Source organism: Luteibacter sp. E-22 (assembly GCF_049913125.1).
Lineage (GTDB): Bacteria > Pseudomonadota > Gammaproteobacteria > Xanthomonadales > Rhodanobacteraceae > Luteibacter.
Genome location: NZ_CP183975.1, coordinates 1,827,709 through 1,849,233, shown reverse-complemented (window position 1 = coordinate 1,849,233; position 21,525 = coordinate 1,827,709). Strand labels below are relative to the sequence as shown.

General features: G+C 62.4%; 21 protein-coding genes and 1 tRNA gene. 9 read left to right on the top strand and 13 right to left on the bottom strand.

Annotation, left to right across the window (positions count from 1 at the left end; translation table 11 throughout):
* Positions 1 to 156 precede the first annotated feature (156 nt).
* The 3 genes from ACN9M2_RS08345 to ACN9M2_RS08335 form a co-directional block, all read right to left on the bottom strand.
* Positions 157 to 1,077 (bottom strand): GTP pyrophosphokinase, encoded by a 921-nt coding sequence (locus ACN9M2_RS08345; RefSeq protein ID WP_426287623.1) that lies wholly within the window; start codon positions 1,075 to 1,077, stop codon positions 157 to 159.
* On the bottom strand, positions 1,074 to 2,192 hold the full coding sequence (locus ACN9M2_RS08340; RefSeq protein ID WP_426287622.1) for a nucleoid-associated protein: 1,119 nt from the start codon (positions 2,190 to 2,192) through the stop codon (positions 1,074 to 1,076). The genes ACN9M2_RS08345 and ACN9M2_RS08340 overlap by 4 nt, the downstream gene beginning before the upstream one ends.
* Positions 2,193 to 2,297: 105 nt before the next feature.
* On the bottom strand, positions 2,298 to 2,609 hold the full coding sequence (locus ACN9M2_RS08335; RefSeq protein WP_426287621.1) for a helix-turn-helix domain-containing protein: 312 nt from the start codon (positions 2,607 to 2,609) through the stop codon (positions 2,298 to 2,300).
* 126 nt (positions 2,610 to 2,735) lie between these two features.
* Here ACN9M2_RS08335 and ACN9M2_RS08330 point away from each other — a divergent pair, with 126 nt between their 5' ends.
* The 3 genes from ACN9M2_RS08330 to ACN9M2_RS08320 all read left to right on the top strand — a co-directional run bounded on the left by ACN9M2_RS08330 (position 2,736) and on the right by ACN9M2_RS08320 (position 5,681).
* Positions 2,736 to 3,122: a hypothetical protein gene (locus ACN9M2_RS08330; RefSeq protein ID WP_426287620.1), complete on the top strand. Its 387-nt coding sequence runs from the start codon at positions 2,736 to 2,738 to the stop codon at positions 3,120 to 3,122.
* Positions 3,123 to 3,150: 28 nt separating this feature from the next.
* Positions 3,151 to 3,660, top strand: a complete 510-nt coding sequence (locus ACN9M2_RS08325; RefSeq protein ID WP_426287619.1) for a hypothetical protein — start codon at positions 3,151 to 3,153, stop codon at positions 3,658 to 3,660.
* Positions 3,661 to 4,478: 818 nt separating this feature from the next.
* Positions 4,479 to 5,681, top strand: coding sequence for a site-specific integrase (locus ACN9M2_RS08320; RefSeq protein ID WP_426287618.1), 1,203 nt, complete (start codon positions 4,479 to 4,481; stop codon positions 5,679 to 5,681).
* 2 nt (positions 5,682 to 5,683) lie between these two features.
* Here ACN9M2_RS08320 and ACN9M2_RS08315 read toward each other — a convergent pair whose 3' ends face one another.
* From ACN9M2_RS08315 to ACN9M2_RS08305, 3 genes are all read right to left on the bottom strand, one after another.
* The gene (locus ACN9M2_RS08315) at positions 5,684 to 8,293 is read right to left on the bottom strand and encodes an AAA family ATPase (protein ID WP_426287617.1); all 2,610 of its coding nucleotides are present in this window, start codon (positions 8,291 to 8,293) and stop codon (positions 5,684 to 5,686) included.
* 93 nt (positions 8,294 to 8,386) lie between these two features.
* Positions 8,387 to 10,033 carry a MobA/MobL family protein gene (locus tag ACN9M2_RS08310; RefSeq protein WP_426287616.1) on the bottom strand — a complete coding sequence of 549 codons (1,647 nt, stop codon included), beginning with the start codon at positions 10,031 to 10,033 and terminating at the stop codon, positions 8,387 to 8,389.
* A gap of 346 nt (positions 10,034 to 10,379) precedes the next feature.
* Positions 10,380 to 10,811 carry a winged helix-turn-helix transcriptional regulator gene (locus tag ACN9M2_RS08305; protein ID WP_426287615.1) on the bottom strand — a complete coding sequence of 144 codons (432 nt, stop codon included), beginning with the start codon at positions 10,809 to 10,811 and terminating at the stop codon, positions 10,380 to 10,382.
* A gap of 98 nt (positions 10,812 to 10,909) precedes the next feature.
* Here ACN9M2_RS08305 and ACN9M2_RS08300 point away from each other — a divergent pair, with 98 nt between their 5' ends.
* The 3 genes from ACN9M2_RS08300 (at position 10,910) to ACN9M2_RS08290 (ending at position 12,692) form a co-directional block, all read left to right on the top strand.
* Complete coding sequence (locus tag ACN9M2_RS08300; protein WP_426287614.1) at positions 10,910 to 11,851, top strand: aromatic alcohol reductase; 942 nt, start codon at positions 10,910 to 10,912, stop codon at positions 11,849 to 11,851.
* 108 nt (positions 11,852 to 11,959) lie between these two features.
* Positions 11,960 to 12,238 (top strand): hypothetical protein, encoded by a 279-nt coding sequence (locus ACN9M2_RS08295; protein ID WP_426287613.1) that lies wholly within the window; start codon positions 11,960 to 11,962, stop codon positions 12,236 to 12,238.
* A gap of 181 nt (positions 12,239 to 12,419) precedes the next feature.
* On the top strand, positions 12,420 to 12,692 hold the full coding sequence (locus ACN9M2_RS08290) for a hypothetical protein (RefSeq protein WP_426287612.1): 273 nt from the start codon (positions 12,420 to 12,422) through the stop codon (positions 12,690 to 12,692).
* Here the strand turns inward: ACN9M2_RS08290 and ACN9M2_RS08285 are convergent.
* From ACN9M2_RS08285 to ACN9M2_RS08275, 3 genes are all read right to left on the bottom strand, one after another.
* Entirely contained in the window at positions 12,689 to 13,297 is a 609-nt protein-coding gene (locus ACN9M2_RS08285) for a hypothetical protein (protein ID WP_426287611.1), read from the bottom strand. The genes ACN9M2_RS08290 and ACN9M2_RS08285 overlap by 4 nt on opposite strands.
* Positions 13,298 to 13,334: 37 nt before the next feature.
* Complete coding sequence (locus ACN9M2_RS08280) at positions 13,335 to 14,717, bottom strand: DUF6538 domain-containing protein (RefSeq protein ID WP_426287610.1); 1,383 nt, start codon at positions 14,715 to 14,717, stop codon at positions 13,335 to 13,337.
* A gap of 84 nt (positions 14,718 to 14,801) precedes the next feature.
* Positions 14,802 to 14,891 (bottom strand) — tRNA-Ser (locus ACN9M2_RS08275).
* A 144-nt stretch (positions 14,892 to 15,035) separates the two neighbouring features.
* On the opposite strand from ACN9M2_RS08275, the gene ACN9M2_RS08270 reads away from it, so the two are divergent.
* Positions 15,036 to 15,740, top strand: a complete 705-nt coding sequence (locus ACN9M2_RS08270) for a PP2C family protein-serine/threonine phosphatase (protein WP_426287609.1) — start codon at positions 15,036 to 15,038, stop codon at positions 15,738 to 15,740.
* Positions 15,741 to 16,389: 649 nt separating this feature from the next.
* Here the strand turns inward: ACN9M2_RS08270 and ACN9M2_RS08265 are convergent.
* The 4 genes from ACN9M2_RS08265 to gltX form a co-directional block, all read right to left on the bottom strand.
* On the bottom strand, positions 16,390 to 17,352 hold the full coding sequence (locus ACN9M2_RS08265) for an RHS repeat-associated core domain-containing protein (RefSeq protein WP_426287608.1): 963 nt from the start codon (positions 17,350 to 17,352) through the stop codon (positions 16,390 to 16,392).
* Between the two features lie 128 nt (positions 17,353 to 17,480).
* The gene (locus ACN9M2_RS08260; RefSeq protein WP_426287607.1) at positions 17,481 to 17,954 is read right to left on the bottom strand and encodes a transcriptional repressor; all 474 of its coding nucleotides are present in this window, start codon (positions 17,952 to 17,954) and stop codon (positions 17,481 to 17,483) included.
* A gap of 40 nt (positions 17,955 to 17,994) precedes the next feature.
* The gene (locus tag ACN9M2_RS08255; protein ID WP_371023030.1) at positions 17,995 to 18,270 is read right to left on the bottom strand and encodes a hypothetical protein; all 276 of its coding nucleotides are present in this window, start codon (positions 18,268 to 18,270) and stop codon (positions 17,995 to 17,997) included.
* Positions 18,271 to 18,295: 25 nt separating this feature from the next.
* Entirely contained in the window at positions 18,296 to 19,699 is a 1,404-nt protein-coding gene (gltX, locus tag ACN9M2_RS08250) for a glutamate--tRNA ligase (protein ID WP_426287606.1), read from the bottom strand.
* Positions 19,700 to 19,849: 150 nt separating this feature from the next.
* Here gltX and ACN9M2_RS08245 point away from each other — a divergent pair, with 150 nt between their 5' ends.
* Together ACN9M2_RS08245 and ACN9M2_RS08240 are read left to right on the top strand one after the other, a co-directional pair.
* The gene (locus ACN9M2_RS08245) at positions 19,850 to 21,010 is read left to right on the top strand and encodes a glycosyltransferase family 4 protein (protein ID WP_426287605.1); all 1,161 of its coding nucleotides are present in this window, start codon (positions 19,850 to 19,852) and stop codon (positions 21,008 to 21,010) included.
* Positions 20,982 to 21,524 (top strand): phosphatase PAP2 family protein, encoded by a 543-nt coding sequence (locus tag ACN9M2_RS08240; protein ID WP_426287604.1) that lies wholly within the window; start codon positions 20,982 to 20,984, stop codon positions 21,522 to 21,524. Before ACN9M2_RS08245 ends, ACN9M2_RS08240 begins: the two co-directional genes overlap by 29 nt.
* Position 21,525 lies beyond the last annotated feature (1 nt).

Sequence of the window (21,525 nt, the reverse complement as noted above, 5' to 3'; positions counted from 1 at the left end):
AGCGTGGGACGGAATGCCCTCCCAGCGCAGACAGCGGTCGGTTATGTGGGCACCCTGCCCCGCGCGCGGAGAATGCCGCCGGCGGCAAAGCGAGGACGTGCCACAACGAACATCTGGAGCCGTCTTAAAGCGCTCCCGTAGTTCACATCAGGATCATTAACCCGGTGAAATACCCAGGTCGGAAAACACCTTCATGAGTTCCGCCTTCGATCCAGGGAACGGCCAAGCCCGGACGGCTTTCCGTTGAAGCCGCTGAACAAGCCAATACGTCAGGATCGAAGCCGAATGGAACTGAAACAGTCCCTCCCCGGGCCGGGATCGGATCTTGTCGTAGATGTAGGAATGTTCCCCGGCGAACGCCCTGAGGTCTGCCACGGAGGTCGAGTCAATGGATTCGGCGTAGGCCGCCAAAAGGTCTTCGAGCAGGTCGCCGTCGTCCTTCTGGTCGATCGAGCGGGCCAGGTCGCAGGCTACCCGACGGACGGCGAGCGCCGGCGCCTCGGCCTCCCGGACCGATTGGATCGCCCGACATAGCAGTTCGTCCGTGGTTTCCATCAGCGCAATGCTACGCGCGACCAATCTAAGGGCCTGCGACGGAACGGCCTGGGTCGCCTTATACATGGCGTCGTGGGAGAGTTCCGCAATCGTGTGCTGAAGCAGGGTTCGAACCTGGACCTCGCAGCACCATGTCGCCCCAGCCGAGGTAGGCGGCCGGACCTCGTAGTGATGCGACTGGTAGCCGAAGGTGTCCGGCGCCGCCTCAATCTCCTCGTCCGGATCCCGGGCCTGCACACACTGCCACCCGGACGCCTGTTCCAGATGAGCGCGGATCGGCGCTAGATCATCCGAGGTAAGCACCACGAAACGGACCCCGACGAGGTCCGTCATCTGGCTGCTCGGATCGTCATACGCCTTTTTGAACTGCTTCTTGCGAGCAGATTCTGGATCTTTCACCCGCACAGCGGCAGGCACCTTGAGGAGCGCGGAATGCTGGTGACACACAGCCCGCCGGATCTCTTCGCCCCAAGCGGCCAGTGCCTCGCGGTTTTGCTCGATGTAGGCGCCGATCTCCATCATTCTTGGTCGAGGAACGAGCCGGAGATGACCAGCGTCGTTGATGTCGCCGTCTGCTCGGCCACGGTCACGACGTTCTGATCCGCGTCCGCAGGAATCAAAACCTTGACGCCGGTGGAAAAGGACAACTTGCGCGGCCGACGCAACTTGGCTTTGACATAGGCCACGTCCTTGGACACAGCGGACTTCGGGAATCCACGCTTTTCAAGGTAGTCGCAATACGCATCCCGGACCTCTTCGTCCGCAATGTGCGCTTCAGCAAAATCGCCCACACTGATGACCGTGGACGCACTCCGAAGATTCACCCGCAAGGCCTCCCGTAGGGCCCACTTATCGTCTTCGTCCAGGGCGCAAGTCTTGATAAACGTCTCGGTGTGCTCAAAAAACTCCTGAGTCATCTTCCGAGACGACTTCTGGATGTCCATGCCCAGGAAGTGCGCATAGAAGTAGGCTGCTGCCGAGCGGGTTTCGGTTGCTGTGATTAAATGGTCGAACAGGAACGCCTGGTAGCCTCCGGCTTCATGCGTTCCGGCCGCCTTGGCTGGTCCAGAAGCGAGTTCCAGCAGCAGGCCAACCTTGTAGAGCCGCTGCGTCGGCGTAAGCATCAGGGACGTGAGATAAGCCACGTCCACCGCTTTGTCGGCCTCACCCGCGGCGAAGCCGTCATGGACCTCGGCCTTGATCACCGCGATGAACCGACGAGGGTGTTTCCCCACCCGACCCCGGATCACGAGCAACACGCCGGAAAGACCGCTTGTGTTGGCTTGCGCGCTGGCCAACTTCTTGGCCATCTCCTGAGAGGAGGTGATGAATCCGGCTTTATCCTGACCGATCGCGTGAGCGGCCAGTTGGAAAAAACTATTGGCGTCCGTCTTGTCGATGGACATCTCCAAACCGTGGGACCGGCTACCCAGCGACGCGGTCAGGCGCTGCTGAAGAGCATCCGACCCTTGAGCGGGAAGGTTCATCAGTGCGCTAGCCAACACAGGAGGTTTCGGCACCTTGGTGGCATCCCGCGCAAACACGCGGTGACCGATGATGTCATCGATGCTCAGATTGGCCGTGTCTAGGCCAGCGGCGGTAACTGGGACCGGTGCGAGGGTGCTTACGGCGTTCACTTACGTCCTTCTCCATGTGCGCGGACTCCCTCCCCTTGGGGAGCCCGTCAGCAGGCTTCGCTTACGCGCTGGCCCGCCCCATGATCGGCCCCACCCGAGAAATCTTTAAGTATCTTGCCGTTTTTGCTTAATAAGTCCCGCGGCGGGGTTGGGCAGCACCTGGAGCCGACGCTCCAGTTCCTCAACGAAGCCCGGCCAATCGGCCCCATAAACGGCCACTAGCCTCCGGCACACCAGGAGATCCACGCCCCGCTGCCCAAGTTCGATCTCGGAGATAGTGGTTTGGCTGGTGCCCATCTGTTCCGCGACCTGATCCTGGCGCAGCCCCGTGGCCAGCCTCAGTTCGCGCAAGAGAGCGCAGAGCACCTGCTGCTCGTGCTTGTGAACCGATGTCAGTTTGGGAACGTGCTTGGGCATGCGGACCTCGACGGGAACCCGCACGCTACGGAATCGGCGTGTTTACACTATTTTCAGGCATGCACCCGAAAAACGGGTGTAACCTGCGTGACGCGCCGCTGATGGCGCTTGCAAGGAACAGGGAACATGTTGCATTGGATGTTTGGTGGCAGAAGCCGCCGGCTGGGTTGCACCTTGGTTTTGGCCATTGCCGCGGCGTGGGCAGGTTCGGCACAAGCCGCAACGCATTACCTGACCATCATTAACGATGACTCCGTCCCGGCCACCTCCGTTGAGGCCGCGCCCCGGGGAACCGCCGACTACCGGCCGCTGGACACCGCGGGCTCGCTCCAAGGCGGCCGGGCCGGCCAAGTCATGGTCGCATTCCCTGATGGGCAGTGCGTCTTCGACATCCGGGTGACCTACCCCGACCGCGGCCCGCTGACCATCACTCAGTGGAACATCTGCCGCCAGCCCACGCTGTATCTGGGCAAGGCCCGCCGGGCCGGCATCCGCCAAGCCGATTCGCACTAAGCACGCCTGACCTTCCAAGGAGGAAGAGATGCCCTTCGTTCCCGTTTTGATGGTGGCTTGGTTGCTGGTGACCGGGCTGCTCCTGCTCCTGGGCGCACCGTTTACGGTCTCGGCCGTGTTGGCTTTTGTGCCCGCCCTCATGACCGGCGGACTGACCCGCTTGCGTTGGGGCCCCCAGCCCTTGAAGGATCGCCAGTTCACCGCGAAGAGCGAACCACCACTGACGGCATCCTATGCCGCTGACAACATTGCCCTCGACCTGACCACTCAACGGCTCTGGCTGAAGGACCTGCGCGGCCGCACCTACATCCTCGACCGGGCGGAGATCGCGGAATGGGAGCACACCTGGACCGACACGGCAAATGGCTTCGGGAAGCGGTCCAGGATCCGCAATGAGATTGGCATCCGGGTCCGCCGACTGGACACCCCCGTGATCCGGGTGGCGTTTCGGCGCCACTCCGATGCCTTCAATGGCAATCGTAACTTCGAACAAGCATCCGAATGGCAGAACCGACTGACCACATTCCTCAATGAGTGATGGACAGAATGCCGCAGGGGCTCCCCCTGGCGCTCTTGCGGCTCGATGCGAGGGGCGAAAATCCGACTTCGGTGGGACGGCGGATTATGACAACGTGACCTGATGCGTCACCCTCCTGAGAGGCCTAGGAGCGAGCGGCGGCGGAGAGTATCCGGAAAACGGCCGAGCGTAGCCGGGAAAAATATGGGAGGGGTGACAGAGAGTTACTGGCTTTTCTGTATTAACACCTATAGACCCTACATACTCTCCCGGTCTCGTTTGCTGGTCAAAAAATGACCATTTCGAAGCGTTATAGGGATGACTTGGCATCGGCTCATCTACGTCACCCTCCCACAGCCGTCCAGGGAGTCAAGTCAGCGTAGGAAACTGCGTAAGTGGTTGCGCAGGTGGGAAATGTGACGGGCGTCACGCGTTTTCGGCAGTAATAGACAGGGGACGCGGTTGACGTTTCTGACGGTCGGCCTACAAAACGGCCCCCTTCTTCGCATTGTTTGCCCATGCCGTCCGCTGGCCTCCCTCTAACGCCTCCTCGCCCACCCCTCTACCACCTTCATACGGGGCCAGATGGCGCGATCGACTTTTCGCCGACCTGCGCCGAGGGCCATGCCCTGGGCATGGCGTTCATTGAGCGCATGTGGGAACTGGACCGTATCCGGGACGCCTCGCCCCGAGACGCTGCGGGACTTCCCATGACCGTGCCGCCGCCTGCGGTCCCCCGTCCCCACTTGCCAGCGCCGCCCCCGGCACCTCGGGCTATCGCGGAGCCTGCCCCCGTGTCACCGGCTGCGGAGACCTCCACGGTCGTTGTCGGGAAGACCTTGAGCGAACTGATTGACCTCCACCTGGCCAACCTGCGGCACGGGCCGAAGCGGGCAACGCCAGCCACGCGAGACCGGCAGGCCGCGCTCAAACTCCTGGTGGAAACGGTTGGTGACCAGCCCATCGCGGACCTCACTCCCGCTGACGCTATCGTGTTCGCCGACCTGTTGGCCGCATGGCCGAAGCGGCGCCAACACTTCCCTCACCTTGCCGACCTACCTGCGCCGGAGGTGGTGGCCCGAGCCAGGCGAGCGAAACTGCCTGTCATCGGCCTGGGCACGCAGCACAAGCACTTGATGCACGTGAACGCCCTGATGAACTGGTCGGTGAAACTGGGCGAGATCGCAGCGAACCCGTTCCGCTTCATAGACACGGCCCGTTACCGGAAAGATGAGAACGGCCGCATGCGCAAGAAAAAGGACGTGTTCTCCAAGGCAGATCTGGCGGCCATTTTCGACCCCGCCCTCATGCGCCGGCACAACGCCCCGCACAAATATTGGGCACCGCTCATCGGCCATTTCACGGGGATGCGGGTCAACGAAATCGCCCAACTGTATCTGGACGACGTGGTGCGCAAACCTTACCTGGACGAGGACGGCATCGAGCACCAGGTGCTCGTGTTCAACATTACGCCCGACGGGGAAGGCCAAAGCGTCAAAACCTCTTACAGCATCCGCGCCATCCCAGTGCCCCAAGTCCTTTTGGACCTGGGCTTTGAGCGCTACATCGAAGACGTCCGTGCCAGCGGCTCGAACCTCCTCTTCCCCGGGATTCCATGGGAGGAAGGTGGTCCCGGCCGGACCGTGAGCCAGTGGTTCAACGGCGTCCATCTTCGCGAGGTATGTGGCATCAAAAACCCGCGCAAGACCCTCCATTGCCTGCGCCACAACCTGACGACGCTCATGGAGCGGCGGAAGGTTCCGGACAGCATCATCTGCGCGGTCAATGGCCACTCCCCGGGTGAGGGAGTGGACAAGAAAACCTACGTCGCCGACGCGACCGTGCTGGAGTGCCAACAGGTGTTGGAAGCGCTGCCCTTCCCCGCCCTACCACTGGAGCCCTATGCGTCAGGACGGTTCGACCGATACCTGGAGAGGGCGGCGGCCGAACGCGAGCGGGAGGAGCGGACAAAGGCCGAGGGCGGAGAGTTCAAACGAAGGAAAGGCCCCGCTCCTATGAGCGAGGCAACAATCTGTTCCTGATTTCAACTTCTGGCCGCGACCTTTTCGAGGACTTTCTTCCGGCTCACGATTTCTTTCCTCCATGCTTCCAACTTTTCAATGTCGGCGGAGATCTCTTCGGGAGTTGGCACCTCAACATCACCAAGTTTGGGTGTGTCGTGAGCATGATTCGAGCAGTGCCCCATGCTCTCCACCACAAGGGCGACGTCTTCATCCCGGACTTCCACCTGTTTCAGTCGGTTGGTTTCCACCGACTTCCTAAATCGTTCTACCGTGCGGTTCAAAAGCACCTCTTCGACACAGCCCTCCCAGGCATCTCGCAGGCTCTTGTAAAGTTTCCCAACAGCGTCTTTGTAGGCCAACTGTTCTCCGTCCTTCTTGAGCGTCACGCACCTCACCTGCTCATTGCGGAGCCAACCTATCCGGGCGGTCGTGGTCATCCCCTCGAACGGGAGATCATCGCTCGAAACGCCGTAACCGTCCTTGGTCTGCGACAGTGTCCGCTTCGTTAAGGGAACCTCTTGCTTCTTGGCTGCCTCTGCCAACACATATAGAAAGAAGATGTCATGGGTGAATACGATGACCTGGCGGTCCTTCGCCTCTGCGGCAATCCGACGCGCCACACGCTGACGCCGCAGGTGATCGAGGGAGCAGACCGGATCGTCAAAAATGATGCCACTGCCATCGCCTGATAGGCGGCGCTCGGTCAGGAAAGAGGCAATGGCCACCGCACGCTGCTCGCCCTCACTAAGCACGTCCCTGGCTGGATGTTTCCCGGGTCGCTCAAGCACGAGTTTGAACGTCGAGCGTCCGCGTTCACCCTCTGCCCTCATCGCGACCTTCAGGTCCGCAATGTCCAAGATTCCAAGTTCCTCGTTGAGCGCGTCCGCAAGGATCTGAGTGGCCATGTTGTTGGTCAACTCGGTAGATTTCCGAGTGATGCCAGCCGTTGCCAAGTCGGCGACACAGTCGAGCAACTTTTTCTGGTGCGCATACCGTCCGATGGCTCGAAGGGCCGCCTCCTTCAGTTCGCCAAGCAGACGCCGGTCTTCGAGTTCGGCCCGCTCCGATACCAACGACTTCTTCAACTCTTCGTCGGTGGCCTTCTCCATGGCCTCCTGCTGACTTTTGAGAGCGTCAATCAGGCCATCCAATCCTTTGATCGGGCTTTCCGACAACTCTGGAACTTCTCCCCATTCGTTGCTTCCAGAGGCGCGCACGATGGCAGCCTGCCGCTCTTTCAAGGACTCCTGGAAGTCGGCACACATCAGAGCCAGAGGCTCGGAAAGTTGTTGAAGTTCGCCCGTAACCGCCTCCGTCAACCCGATATCTATTGATGCCGCGCGCAACTCCAGAAAAGCCGTTGATGCCGTCGCCTTCGCGGCATCCGCCTTCTGTTGTGCCTCCCCTGTCACGAATCGTTCAAAGGCTTCGAGGCGTTCGGCGGCCTCTGCGTCCAATAATTGCTGACATAGGGGGCAGGCCTGCCCTTCGTGGAGGTGTGGGAAGGCCTTGACCGGTTCCGACGTGATCGCAAACGTCCGGGCCGCCTCGAACATCGAGCGCCAGAGGTCGCCGCCAGTGAGAGGCAGTTGGTCCGGTCTCTCGTGGAAGGCTTTAGCCGTCAGCGCCGCTTCCAACTTGGCCTCATTGGAGCGGGCGATCAGGGCTTTGAGGCTCTCGGTTTTGTCCGTGCCGATGGCCGCCGTAGCGGTCGCCACACTGTCCCGGACCGCCTGAATGCGGAGCGCCTGGTTCTTCAGGGCCAGGGCCTGCGCTGCTGGGTCAGGGACGGCCAACGCCCGAATGACGGTTTCCAGCCGTTCCTCTTGTTCCGCATTCAAGCCTGCGGCTCCGATGACCTGGGCCTCCGATACGTTGCCGGGTAGTCCGGCTGCGATTTTTCCTGCGACCGTGGTGCGCTTGGCCAAGTCGACGAACGGCTGGACGTCCGGCGCGTTCTCGCCGCTTTCCTTCTGAACCAGTGCTTTCAGGCGACCGCATGCGGTTCCTAGGTCGGCCAGGATATCGAGACCTGCGGGGCTGTAAGCGAAGTCGCCGTTGTTGTCGAGGAAGGCGCGGGCGCACCGGTGATCGAACACGGCAATCCGATCGAGGGGTGGAACTTCAACGGTTCCGTTGACCCAGGCGATGGTGTGTTCTTCATCGCCAACGACCGCGACCAGTTCAGCGCCAGGAACACCTGCCTCGTTCTGCGGGAGATTTGTGTTCGGGTAAACCTTCTCGGTCTTGTCCCGGGCAAAGCAGGCTTGTTTGAGGACTCGGGCATAGCCGGATTTCCCCGAGCCATTCGATCCGTAAACAACTGTCAGGCCGGACGTCGAAAAGGTAAGGTTGCCGGTCGTGGCCAGCGCGTTGACGTTGCGCGGATTACGGATCGCCAGGAGGCCTACGGGTGGGCCGGCTTGCTCACGGGGAGGAATCTCTCCGCCGACGGCTCGCGCTTCTCGTCCGTCCGGGTCAGCGATGCCGTGCTTCGATTTCAGAATGGCCAAGAGGTCGTTGTCGTCATCCGCGGTGAGGTATCCGACCTCATCCAAGCGGGCGACCGCCTCCCGTTGCCAGTCCACCTGACCGCGCGACCAGGCCCTCACTTCGTCCAATATCGTCATTGCTCCTCCCCTGTTGGCGTCCTGCCACGGAAGCACCCTGCTCCCGCAAGCGGGTCAAGATTACTGCGACTGGCGGCTGCGGTGGACGGTCCACTAGGGGCGTGGGCGAGGCCCTGGCACTCGGTAAGTGAGCCTGGGTTCCAGGATGGTCACGGCCGGCACCTTCCCGCTGGGGTCCGTCCTCACGCTCGGCAGGGCTTCGGCACGCTGCTCCGGGGTCATGGCCGCCAGGAGCGGGGGCAAGAGATCTGCGTGGGCATGTTCCAACGAGGACATGGCAGCCCGCAGGCGACGTCTGCCAACGGACAACCGATGCTCGATCGCCCGAGCGGCCATGGTGCGCTCCTTCACCTCGGACCGCTGGCCCTCAACAATGGCTTTAGTGGCCTGGACCGCTCGATGATGAAAACGGATGTCGCTTGCCAGGTCACGCCATGCTGCCGGCTTCCTCCCCACCAACCTACCCGCCCGCATTCGGATGGGGTGGGCCAGGGCCCAGGCTTCGGCTCGGTCGGTCGCCGCGGCGCGTTGCCGGCGGGCTTCGTCCAGCTCAAAGCGGGCCTCCAGTTCGGCCGCCCTCGTTCGCCGGGCCGCACTCTCGACCTCGACCAGGCGGCCGGCCAGGCCTTTGAGGAGACCAAGCGCCCGTTGGACGGCCCGCGCCAGACGCATCACCCCACTCCACCGCGCATCACCCGGGCCTGGGCGTGGCGCCAGTGCTTCGAACCGGGCGACTAGGGAAGCATCAGGGGGTAAATCGGCCAGTTTGTCATCGTCCGCGCGATCGTCAACGTGGTGGAGAAGGTCAACGGCGGCCGATGGGGCAACCTCCCCCATCGCGCGCGCTGGCTCTGTTTCATTCCCCGCCAAACGCTCTCTGGCCACGTCTGCCTGGGCGACCTGGTGCTGGGCTGCCACGGCCTCCGCATGAGCGAGTTCAAACGCCTTGCTGGCCACGATGATGTCGCGGACCGCGTCACCTTTGCGCGTGAAGAACCCCTTCCGCTCAAGGGCGGTCGCGCCCGCCCCCAGGGTCGGCTGCGGTGCCAGGTCCACACCCATCCGCTCGTAACTGCGATGGTCGTAGCGAGCATCTAGCCCAGCATCCGCGGCCGCCTCGGTCGCCAGTTCAGCCCAGACCCGGTTGAAGGTCTCCACCATCCCTCGGCCTAGGGCTTTGCTGGCGAGCATCGGATGCCTAGTGCCGAACGCCGGCACCGTCTCGCCATCCTGACCATCGTCCGCCGGCGGTTCGATGATCAGCGGCCGGGACGGGAAATAGAGGTGGGCGTGATAACCCTGCCGGTCGGGCGGCTTCACGTTGCCCAAGGCGTCGGTATCGGCATCGCGATGAAGCCCCACAGACACTGGCGTGCCGAGCTGGTCCATGATGAAGCGGGCCAACTTCTCGGCCAGTTGGCCAGCGCGATGGTCATCGAGTCCGAGAGGAATGGGGACTCGGTAGTCTCGGGCGACCTGGGAGTCTTTTCTCCGCTCGGCTGCCTCTACAGCGTTCCACAGTTGGGCCGGGTCACTGGCCCAGGCCGGCGCCCCCTCCGGGGCGACCGTCAGAGCCATCACCACCTCCTCGCCGAGTGCTCGCCGGGTGTAGTCATGCCAGCATTGTTGGCGCTCGTCCCAAAGCCGCAACCCGAGGCGGTAGGCGACGCCGGCAACGGCGCTATGGCCCTTAGAACGCGTGTGGATTTCCAGGTGCGGCCGAGCATGACGCAAAACCATGACTTCCCCTCTCCCCGTCTTCGCGGGGTTGGCTGCGGCCTTCGTGGCCGTCTCGGCGGGTGCGTCCGGTCGGACACGCCGCCCCCATGGGAAGACATCAAAGCAAACGGAAGGAACGTGTCAAGTGTCCTTGACACGAACGAGGGAGCCCAACTGCGGAATGGCTGACTAGCCGATGAGAGAAGGCCGCGCACGGGGCGCGGCCTGGGCCAGCTCTGGACTTTCAGCAGTTGCTTGTGACTTTGGCTTTTAGCGTCGTTGGGAACCAACGCATAGACGCGCTCTCCGCTCAGGATTTTTGATTTTTGCTCACGCTCGGTGCTCCAGCCAGGGCCGCACGGCCCAGTCACCCGTGGGGGATTTGCCAGGCGGGACCTCCGCCACCGCGACTGTCGAAGACCCGTCTGGCCTCGCGGATGGCCTCAACGTTTTCGACCACCCACGTCCATACCGGCGACATCCGAACCAGCAGTCCCATGCCCATCGGGGTCAGCGCATATTCGACCCGGGGCGGGGTCTCACCAAACTCCTGACGCGTAAGAAGGCCATCCCGTTCCATGGCCCGTAGCGTCTTCGTCAACATCCGCTGGGTCACCCCCGTCATCTGTCGGCGTATCTCGGCGTGCCGCATCTTGCCATTCACACCTAGGGCATGAAGGATGCCCAACGCCCATCGGCTCCCCGCATGCGCCAGGACCTCTCGCCGGACGCCGTCCTCGTCTTCTCCCAGTGTTCGGCAAACCGCTTCCGCATGGTAGAGGGGATCAACGTCGGTCATGTCGCTCTCCTAGGATCACGCGTGTGCCTTCTTACGTGGCAAGGCAAATGGTGGAAGCATTCGCACCATCTTACCGTCAACAGGTTTCCAGCCTTCCCATGACCACCAGCAATCCCATCACCCCCCAATCCATTCTTGTCCTCGGCGCCGGCGAACTCGGGCTGCCGGTGTTGCGGAACCTCGCTCGGGTCGCGAAGCGCGCCCCGGGCTCGGCCATCAGCGTCCTGCTCCGGGAGTCAACCATCCACACCGCTGATCCCACCAAGAAAGCAGAGGTTGATGAACTTCGAAGCCTTGGCATCCAAATGGTTGCGGCCGACCTCGTCAACGATTCGATTGACGATCTGGCGGCCGTCTTTTCTCGGTTTGAGACGGTCATCGGCTGCGCTGGGATGGTCGCAGGCCGGGAAACCCCGATGAAACTAGCCACGGCGGCGTTGAAGGCCGGGATCAAACGTTACTTCCCCTGGCAGTTTGGCGTGGACTTCGATGTGATTGGCCGAGGTAGCCCGCAGGACCTGTTCGACGCCCAGATTGATGTGCGCGAGTTGCTGCGCTCACAGACACAAACCGAGTGGGTCATCATTTCGACGGGCATGTTCACCAGTTTCCTCTTTGAGCCAGTCTTCGAGGTCGTTGATTTCGAGCACGATACCGTCAACGCACTCGGCAGCCTTGAGACCAGTGTGACCCTCACCACACCCGACGACATTGGCGCTCTGACGGCAGAAATCGTGTTCTTCGAGCCCCATGTCCGAAATCAGATTGTCTACCTCTCGGGCGACACGGTCACGTATGGGGAGGTCGCTGATCTCCTGGAACGGGTGCTGGGTCGTCCCTTCAAACGGAACGTGTGGACGGTTCCTTATCTTCTGGATGAACTCAAGAACGACCCCACGCACCACATCAAGAAATACCGTGCCGTCTTTGCCCAGGGAAGGGGCGTCTCCTGGCCAAAGACCGGCACGTTCAACGAGCAGCATGCGATTGCGGTGACCACGGCTGAAACATGGGCGCGGCATCATCTGACGGAAAAGTAATCAAGCAGATCCGAGGACGGACGCGCTCCGGCCTTAACGATGCGGATGGAATCAGCGAGCGAGTTACGATGGCACGAACGTGACTCACGACGGGGCTAGAGACCGCTAATGGACAACCGCGAAGCCACCATCCTGCTCTATGCCGAGATGATCGCGGAGGCCCAAGCCCTGGGCGGCGTCCTCCTCGATCACGATGCGGACGAGGCGAGATTCAGGGCCGCATTGATTGCTGGGCTGGCCCGGTCGAGGGATCTAAGCGGGATCGCTCTGCTGGCGGACGACCTGGAACAGAGACTCATTCAGCGCCGCGATCGGCCGGGCGTTGGGGTCGGTGCTTCGTATGACCGCCTTAGCCGGGCGCTGGATAGGCTGCTGGACGACGTTTAAGGTCGGGACGGACGGGCAGCATGCGCTACCGCTGTCCTACTTCCGATCCATTTGAGCCGCCCGAGGCCTCACGGCACTTTCGGCTAGAGAGCCCGCGAAGCGTATGACCGTGTCGAGCACGGGGGTGGGAGGGGCGAGACCCTTGACAGGTTCCTGTTGCCCGCTAGGTTGGCCCGACTCAATGTCGGTGAACCTCAATATGGACCTCATCTCTTCTGGCTTTAACCAAATGACGCAAGCAGCGGCCCCGATTTCCAAGAAGCAGTTCTGGGTCGCCGCCTACCTCGCTGCGCTACATCGGCTTCCTGCCGCCGAGGCCCTTCAGGAAGCAGAGGAGGCACTGCGGATGGCCGATGAGCGATGGCAGCGTAGCGAGGTTGTTGGGCATTTCCGCTACACCCATGAGTTTGAACTGGGCCAGGCTTTTTTGCCGCCTGCCCAAGATCCAGGCTAGCGAGGACGGTAGGGGCGCGGGACTGTTCTACGCACAGGTATGCCTGCACGAATCTCTGCTAAGCGCTTCCTAGCGCCGGCCTCCGACTGTGGGACATCCAACCATCGGAATAGGTGATCGTGGGCCACGTATGCGGTCATCTCGATATGAACACCCATGGGGTCAGCGTCGCTCAACTGGACCATAGTGAACGCTCCTGACAACAAGCGAGCAACGTTGTCCCTTTCCAACTCTAGGGCATCAATCTTTTGTTCGCCTCTCTCGTCTTGGTCCTTCTCATACATGGGGCGCCCCTTAAGCCCAAAAATATGAGGTGTAGGCCACTCTCCTTTTTCCAAAAGCAGTGAGTCTTCGGCCTCCTGGGAAAGTTTCTTCTCATGCGCCATCAGCGCGTTTGCGGCATCGTCTTTCGAAAACTGGCCAGGCAATACTTTCCCGTCAGAGCTGGTCAGGAGATATGTGCTTACACGTTGAGGATATGAGAGCGGGTTGCGTGAGCCTTCAAAAAGGACCTCCACAGACACTTCGATGATTGTGGCCCCGCTCTTTCCCTTCGCTATAGCCTTCTGAGAAACCACTCCTACAGAAACTTTGACATCAGACATAACGAAAATATTCCTGTGGCAATCCGAGGAGAGTTGATCAACGAAGAAGCGATGAAAGTTCGGCTTTTCTCATGAAAGGCCATGACAATGCCGGGAAGAAGAGCGACAACTCGGCAGGTCTCCACGCACGCATGTAGTGCGCTTCGTGGACATCGTCCCCCGCTTCATGTCCAACCAGGGCTCGCCGACGTTCCGCTGGCAGGTTTGATCCTTGAAGTTCTTGAATCACGGTCTTTCGGAGGCTGTGGAAACCAATCGTTCCGTTTGCGCGCCTGGGCTTAATCCCCAGCGTGGAGATGTAATACGAAAAGGCCTTGGAGATGGCGTTCCCGGCGCCGCTCTTGCTGTCAATCCGCATCTCCGGAAACAGGCGCTCGGCACCTTCTTCCCGCAGTCGCTCGACCCGATCCCAAAGGCCGAGTTCCAGCAGGTCGGGATGGATCGGAACAAGGCGCCGGCTGCTCTCGGTTTTGACGCTCTGGCCGTCGCTGTCGGCGGCGATCCGAAAGCACTTCACCCCGTCAATCTCCTCGAAATCCCTGAGAAAAAGTTGGGCAATCTCCCCCACGCGCGCACCCGAGTAAAGCCCAATGAGTGCTCCCCAGCGCATGTGCTCGGTCCGAGCCCGTTTGAGGTTGGCGGGGTCGAAAATCAGGCGAAGTTGGGCGGGCGCAAAGGGCTCCCAACCGTGTCCCTCGTCCCGGGCGGCCTTCTTATCCGACTTTTTGAAGATCACCAGGCCCTTGACGGGATTCTGTCCGCGCTCGATGTGACCGGCCCGGATCTGCGCTTCAAAAAGTTGAGACACATGGGAGACCATCATCGCCACCGTGCGCCGGGAAAGGCCAGACTGTTGGAGTTCGGCGGCCCACCGTGCTGCGGTGGATCGGCTGATTTGTGCGATGCGAACGGTCGGCGCAATGGCCGACAGAAAGGACCGAAAAGCCCGGTCCCGCTGCTGCCAGGTGTCAGGCTTCATGCCGACTGCGTCCGTCTTCCTGTAGATCTCCACGGCCTGGTAGAGCGTGGGCCCGTCGAACGAGGGCTTCTTTTCCTTTGGCGGCAACGGCCGCGCGGCCGTCAGGAGTTCCAACGCGCGGATGGCCGCTGCGTTATCGCGGTCGGTGCCATCGGTTCGGACCGAGTAGCCACCTTCGGCATGGTGTTCGATCTCGAACTTCGAAATCCGGGTTGGATCGAAACTGTTCCCCATGCGCAGCGCTTCCCTGGCCTCGACGATGGTCCGAGCATACTGCGCGCCGAGGGCATACGCATACGCTTTGGCGAGGCCTGGCTCACGGGTGCCCAGGCTGCGCTTGATGACCTTCTTACCGAGCGTGCCCACGAGGTCACGCGGGACGATGATCCGGAAATACCACATGCCGGATTTGTACCGAAGCAGATGATGGGGTAGACGCATATGCGTGTTGACCTACCCGGAAGCCCCAAAACGAAAAACGCCCAGCGATCTGAGATCACCGGGCGTTCAACGACTTGTATCAAGTGGCGGAGAGGGTGGGATTCGAACCCACGGTACGCTTACACGTACGCCTGATTTCGAGTCAGGTACATTCGACCACTCTGCCACCTCTCCGTGAACGGTCGACGGCAGGGGTTGAGCCCTGCCGGGCCCGCAATGATAGTGGGTCTGATCTGCCGTGACAACAGGCTTTTGATGGGGCATCCTGCCCGGGCAACGGGCGCATCGGCGCCCTTCCCTTCGCTCTCCAAGGTCTCCATGATCGAGTTCGGACACGGCACGCATACGGGGCTCCGCCGTACGCGCAACGAGGATACCTATTACGCCGACGCGGGCCTGGGCTTGTTCCTGGTCGTGGACGGCATGGGCGGTCACCAGCACGGCGAGGTGGCCTCGGCGACCGCGCGTGACGGCGTCGTGGCCCAGGTCGCCGCCGGGCAATCGCTGGTCGATGCGATCCAGCGGGTGAACGAGGCGCTGATAGCCCGTTCGAGCGGCCTGGCCGATTCGCGCCCCATGGGTACGACCATCGCCGCCATACGTATCGTCGGCCGGTCCTATGAGGCCGCCTGGGTCGGTGACAGCCGAATCTACCGCTGGGACGGGACGTTAGCCCGACTTTCTCACGATCATTCGATCGTGGAAGCGTTGGTCGAGGCGGGCGAACTGACCGAAGCTCAGGCCCGGACGCATCCCCAGCGCAGCGTGCTGACCCAGGCGCTCGGCATCACCTCGCCCGAGCAACTGCACATCGGCCTGGCGCGTGGAGAGCTTTCAGCGGGAGCACGGTTACTGCTGTGCACCGATGGCCTGACCGACGAAGTCGAGGACAAGCGCATCGGCGAAATCGTTTCGCGGACCGACATCGCCGCGCAGGAGTGCGTGGATCACCTGATCCTGGAAGCGCTGGGTGGGAGTGCGCGCGACAACATCACGGCGATCTTGTTGCGGGCTACAGGCTAAGGTGCGCTCGGGGCGAAGAGTCGGCTCCGCAGAGCACTCCACACGCCCGACGATGGTCGTGAAACGAGTCCACTGCCCCTGAAAACCTCAATCTCCCTTAGCGGTCCCTCGGAACCTATCCCTATAGACGGACGTCACGTCCGCAATTGTCGGGACGAGTACGTCGCAACCTTCGTCCTTACACGCTGCAAGTAGCAACCTGCCCGTTGAATATGCCCACTCGAAGTCACTGCCGTTGTATGGCGTGACGAGAATGCGAAGTGTGCAGCCGCCATCAGTACGAAGGCTCACTCTCATCTCGTCCCACACTTGGCCTCGCCATGCGACGTTTGCACTGTATCCAAGGGCCTGCACGCTATCGGCGTAACTGCGTCTACATCCTTCCGGCTCAACAATAGTCATCACGAACGCTGGATGCCGAACATCCCGGAGTCTCCAGACATTATTGTTCACTTCATCACGCCCCTCCCTTTGGGCAAGCGTGATTTCGACCGCCGCGCCTTCCTGTATGCACCAGGCCTTCTCCTGGATAACGCACTTCCGCGGAGGCTCGGGGGGACCCTGTAAAGGAGGGGGTGTTGCGAAGACGGGATTCAAGACGAACAGCGCGAGTGCAATGGACGAAACCACTAATTCCACCGCTTTCATGTCAGCACCTCCCATTTCCAGCATGAACGTCCGGTGCGCACGAATTGATATTACCCGGCGCCTGCAGTATTTCTCGCAAGGCCTGCTCATTAGCGGGATCACCGCTAAGATTATTCATGATACCGGAGGCCCCCGCTGGCTCGCTCGTAATAGTGCTTCCATTCGCGGCGGTGCCGTTCTTGTACTGATCTCCCGCACCTCCCGTGTGACCACCGAGTTCATGCGATATCACTAGTGGAGTGGCGCCGTATTTTCCAGAAGCAGCAACCGTTACATGATCGCCGCCAATCGCGTTAGTTTCAGCACGTCCCGAAGACGTAACGCCTTGGGTATCGGGGACAACATTAATAAAGTTGGATGTCCCCTGTGCAGCCGATGATGTTGCTTCAACTGCTTGCGCGGTGACTGTAACAGTCATCGCGCCAATCTTCACAGTACCGGAAAAATCGCGGGCAATCTGTTCATTGATTTGAGCGGACGAAACGGGAAGACGCGCGCCGCCAGACGTCCCGATTACATACTGCGTCGTATAGGTGACTTGATTCTTGGCAGTCCAGAAAAGCAATCCAACCTTCCCGGTAGGATCTATGCGTGCAATAGGATTGCCGTTTACATATACGTATCTACCGAATCCGAAAATATCCCCTGCCTCTGGTGGGTTGGGGTCGACGCTTGCGAAGCGCCCCACATTTGGATCGTAGTAGCGGGCTTGCATATAAATGAGGGAGCTGTCGGCATCCTCCACATGGCCTGTATAACCCGGCCCCTGCTCCACTTCCCCCAGCGCCGGTGAGCCGTAAGGACGATAATCACGGACTGCCGTCATGTTTCCGCTTACGTCCGACGTAGCGAGAACGCTCCCCTGCGGATCGGTATAGAAATACGTGACCGTTTTCGTACCCGCATAAACAGGCGAACTAAGTAACGCCAGGCTTAGGCCCAGCGACAGCGTGATCTTTCCCATCCCCATCCCCTGCTTCCGTGACCTGTAGTCGCATCCTGAACCAGTGATTTCCGACTGGCAAGGGGTCTGAACCGGTACGAGAGTCTGGTTGCGATCTGCTTAGCGGGCCTTAAAGCGCACACGCTCGCCTATCTGCAGTTCTTGCAGATCCCATGCACTTCCAGCGTCTGCGCCTGCGCGCGGAAGCCGAAGGCCTTCGCCTGCGCTTCGATCAGCTCGGCGACGCGCTCGTCGCACACTTCCTGGGCGCACTGGCACTTGTCGCAGATCAGGAACGGCACCTGGTGTGCTTCGGCCGGATGGTGGCAGGAGACGTAGGCGTTGATCGATTCCAGCTTGTGGATGAAGCCGTTCTCCAGCAGGAAGTCGAGGGCGCGATACACCGTGGGCGGTGCCGCGTTGCCGTGTTTCTCGCGCAGGCGATCGAGCAGGTCGTACGCCTTCACGGGCTTACCGGCGCCGGCGACCAATTCGAGTACCTCGCGACGCAGCGGCGTCAGCCGCAGGCCACGTTCCGTGGAGGCATGCTCCACGGCCGCGACGAAGCCGCGAGCGTCGTCGTGATGGTCGTGCGCATGTCGGTGGGCGGCGTGGTTCGTCACAGGCATATCCTCATGGCCGTCATCGTAACATGAGGGCAGGTCAGCGTTTTTTCGACCCTGGCAGTGGAGGCGGAGTGCGCCGCGGCAGGAACGGCACCACCCAGCCGAACGGCCCCAGGATCAGCGCGGCGACCACGCCCGCCATGGTCCGGCCCCGCCACCAGCCCAGCAAGCCACCGACCACCACGAAAACGACCTGCCAGAGGATCAACTGGCCCCAGGGGACCAGGGCCATGAGGTTCATGAATATCTGCAGGAAGGCGCCCGGATCGTCCGGGTCGACTCCTTGCATGGCGCGGGCGAGCAGCTCATTCACCGCTCACCCCGCTCGTTCGCCGGGGTCAGGCCGCGGCACGCGCCAGCGCATCGTCGATACGCGAGAGCGCACCCTCGCGACCGGCGAGATAGATGGTGTGCTCGATCGACGGCGATACCTGGGTGCCCGTCATCGCCACGCGCAGCGGCGCGGCGACCTTGCCCATGCCCAGTTCCAGCGAGGCGGCGACGCGTTCGACCGCACCATGCACCGCTTCCGGCGTCCACTCCGGCAGGGCCGCCAGTTCCTTCTTCGCGGCATCGAGCGCGGCCGGCGCGGTGTCGGTGCGCAGGTGCTTCTCCACGGCCTTGTCGTCCCATTCGACGATCGGGCCGTACCAGATCTTCGCGCGCTCGGCCATTTCCTTGAACGTCTGCACGCGGTCGCGCAGCGCCACGACCACGTCGGCGGGATTCGGACCCTGCGTGGCGTCGATGCCGATCTTCGCCAGATGCCACGCGAGCTCGGGCCCGAGCGATGCCGGATCGTCGGTCTTCAGGTAATGCTGGTTGAGCCAGGAAAGCTTGGTCACGTCGAAACGCGACGCGGCCTTGTTGACGTCGGCGATGTCGAACAGCGCCGTCATCTCCTCCACCGAGAAGATCTCCTGGTCGCCATGCGACCAGCCCAGACGCACGAGGTAGTTGAGCAGCGCATGCGGCAGGAAACCGTCGTCGCGGTATTGCATCACGCTGACCGCGCCATGGCGCTTGGACAGCTTCTGGCCGTCCGGCCCGAGGATCATCGGCAGGTGCGCGAACTCCGGCACGGGTGCGCCCAGCGCCTTGTAGATGTTGATCTGCCGCGGCGTGTTGTTCACATGGTCGTCGCCACGGATCACCTCGGTGATGCCCATGTCGATGTCGTCGACGACCACCGCGAAGTTATAGGTGGGAAAGCCGTCCGAACGGAAGATCACCAGGTCGTCCAGCTCTTCGTTCGACCACTCGATGCGACCCTTCACCTTGTCGTCGAAGACGACACTGCCCGAGGTGGGGTTCTTGAAACGGATGACGCGATTGGGATCGTCGCGCAACGGCTCGTTGCGATCGCGGTAGTAGCCGTTGTAACGCGGCTTCACGCCCGCGGCCATCGCCGCGTTGCGCATCTCCTCGATCTCTTCCTTCGACTCGTAGGCGTAGTAGGCCTTGCCCTCGCGCAGCAGCTGGTCGGCCACTTCGCGGTAACGGTCCATGCGCAGGGTCTGGTAGTACGGACCCTCGTCATGGGTCAGGCCGAGCCACGACATGCCGTCGAGGATCGCCTGCACGGCTTCCTGCGTGGAGCGCTCGCGATCGGTGTCCTCGATGCGCAGCACGAATTCGCCGCCGCGACGACGGGCTTCCAGCCAGCAGTACAACGCGGTGCGCGCGCCGCCGATATGGAGGTAGCCGGTGGGACTGGGGGCGAAACGGGTGCGAACGGTCATCGTGGGGATCATCGGGCTGACAAGCGGGCGATTTTAACCGATACGGCCCGTTTCCACGCCGGTCGCTGTCATCTGCCGGTCATGCCGCCATAACCCGCGCGACACGGCGGAAGGCCAGCATGAGCCAACCAGGCCAGTAGGGGCACCGCCATGCGCGTCGGCATCGTCACCGAGACCTATGCACCGGACGTCAACGGTGTCGCCCTGACCGTCCAGTCGCTCGCCCGCGGTCTCGTCCGCCGCGGCCACTCCGTCGACCTCGTCCGCCCGATCCACCCGGCGACCCCGCCGCTGGCCGATGCCGGGATGGATGTACTGGCCGTGGAAGGCGCCGCGGTGCCTCGTTACGCCGGCCTGCGGTTCGGCCTGCCCTCCCGCTTTCGCATCGAGCGCCGCTGGCGCTCCGACAGGCCGGATGCCATCTATGTGGCCACGGAAGGCCCCCTGGGCTGGAGCGCCGTCAGCGCCGCGCGCCGCCTCGGCATCCCGGTGGCCACCGGCTTCCATACCCGCTTCGATTTCTACGTCGGCCACTACGGCTTCGGCGCGTTGACGCCGCTCGTGCGCCACTACCTCGCCCGCTTCCACCGCCGTGCGCAGACCACCCTGGTCCCGACCGGCCAGCTCGCGGGTGAACTGAACGACCTCGGCGTGCACGACGTGCGCGTGCTGCGCCGCGCCGTCGACACCCAGCGATTCCATCCCGAGCGCCGCGACGAAAGCCTGCGCGCCTCCTGGGGTGCCTCGGCCGATGCGCCGGTACTGCTCAGCGTCGGCCGCATCGCGCCGGAGAAGAACCTGCACGTGGTGATCGACGCCTTCCGCGCCCTCGCCCGCCGCACGCCCGAGGCACGCTGCGTGATCGTCGGCGACGGTCCCGGTCGCGCGGCACTCGAAGCCGCCAATCCCGACATCGTCTTCGCCGGCACACGCCGTGGCGACGAACTGGCCGCCTTCTACGCCAGCGCGGACCTCTTCGTCTTCCCGAGCCTGACCGAGACCTTCGGCAACGTGGTACTCGAGGCGATGGCCTCGGGCGTGCCGGTGGTCGCGTATGCGGAAGCCGCCGCGCGCGAGTTCATCCGCAACGGCCAGAACGGCATTCGTGTCGCGCCGGGCAATGAAGGCGGACTGGTCGAGCGCGCCGCCGCTCTGGGTGCCGATGCCACGGTGCGTGCCGCCATGGGCGCCGCCGCGCGCAACTCGGTGGCCGGCCTTTCGCCGGAATCGGTCGTGACCGAGTTCGAATCGATCATGCAATCCCTCGCCGAGGAGCACGTCCATGAACGCAGCACCGCCGTCGCCGCGTAGGGCGAACCTGGACCGCCGCATGTGCGTCGCCGCCAACCGCTGGGGCGCGCGCCGGGCGATCGGCATCTTCTTCGGCGCCATCAGCCGCCTGGGCGATGGCGTGTTCTGGTATGCGCTGATGAGCGTCATCGCCCTCGTGGGCGGCTGGCACGGCGTGGCCGTGGCGGTGCAGATGGCGATCACCGGCCTCACGGCGTTGATGCTCTACCGCGTGCTGAAGCGCTGGACACGCCGCCCGCGTCCCTTCCGCACCTGCCCCGGCGTGATCGCGCACGTGCCGCCGCTGGACGAGTTCAGCTTTCCCTCGGGGCACACGCTGCAAGCGGTGTCGTTCACCGTCGTGGCGGTGGCGCATTACCCGGTGCTGGCGCCCTTCCTGATCGGTTTCGCCGCCCTGGTCGGCGCATCCCGCGTCGTGCTCGGCCTGCACTATCCCAGCGACGTGCTCGCAGCCACCGCCATCGGCGGTGGACTGGGCACGTTGTCGCTGTGGGCGGAACGCGTGCTGATCTGAC

Coding starts and splice junctions, on each gene's coding strand:
- ACN9M2_RS08345 (WP_426287623.1), bottom strand. CDS start 1,077: ATGATGGAGATCGGCGCCTACATCGAGCAAAACCGCGAGGCACTGGCC.
- ACN9M2_RS08290 (WP_426287612.1), top strand. CDS start 12,420: ATGTCGGTGAACCTCAATATGGACCTCATCTCTTCTGGCTTTAACCAA.
- ACN9M2_RS08270 (WP_426287609.1), top strand. CDS start 15,036: ATGATCGAGTTCGGACACGGCACGCATACGGGGCTCCGCCGTACGCGC.
- ACN9M2_RS08245 (WP_426287605.1), top strand. CDS start 19,850: ATGCGCGTCGGCATCGTCACCGAGACCTATGCACCGGACGTCAACGGT.
- ACN9M2_RS08310 (WP_426287616.1), bottom strand. CDS start 10,033: ATGGTTTTGCGTCATGCTCGGCCGCACCTGGAAATCCACACGCGTTCT.
- ACN9M2_RS08240 (WP_426287604.1), top strand. CDS start 20,982: ATGAACGCAGCACCGCCGTCGCCGCGTAGGGCGAACCTGGACCGCCGC.
- ACN9M2_RS08330 (WP_426287620.1), top strand. CDS start 2,736: ATGTTGCATTGGATGTTTGGTGGCAGAAGCCGCCGGCTGGGTTGCACC.
- ACN9M2_RS08265 (WP_426287608.1), bottom strand. CDS start 17,352: ATGGGAAAGATCACGCTGTCGCTGGGCCTAAGCCTGGCGTTACTTAGT.
- ACN9M2_RS08305 (WP_426287615.1), bottom strand. CDS start 10,811: ATGACCGACGTTGATCCCCTCTACCATGCGGAAGCGGTTTGCCGAACA.
- ACN9M2_RS08300 (WP_426287614.1), top strand. CDS start 10,910: ATGACCACCAGCAATCCCATCACCCCCCAATCCATTCTTGTCCTCGGC.
- gltX (WP_426287606.1), bottom strand. CDS start 19,699: ATGACCGTTCGCACCCGTTTCGCCCCCAGTCCCACCGGCTACCTCCAT.
- ACN9M2_RS08315 (WP_426287617.1), bottom strand. CDS start 8,293: ATGACGATATTGGACGAAGTGAGGGCCTGGTCGCGCGGTCAGGTGGAC.
- ACN9M2_RS08335 (WP_426287621.1), bottom strand. CDS start 2,609: ATGCCCAAGCACGTTCCCAAACTGACATCGGTTCACAAGCACGAGCAG.
- ACN9M2_RS08285 (WP_426287611.1), bottom strand. CDS start 13,297: ATGTCTGATGTCAAAGTTTCTGTAGGAGTGGTTTCTCAGAAGGCTATA.
- ACN9M2_RS08280 (WP_426287610.1), bottom strand. CDS start 14,717: ATGCGTCTACCCCATCATCTGCTTCGGTACAAATCCGGCATGTGGTAT.
- ACN9M2_RS08295 (WP_426287613.1), top strand. CDS start 11,960: ATGGACAACCGCGAAGCCACCATCCTGCTCTATGCCGAGATGATCGCG.
- ACN9M2_RS08325 (WP_426287619.1), top strand. CDS start 3,151: ATGCCCTTCGTTCCCGTTTTGATGGTGGCTTGGTTGCTGGTGACCGGG.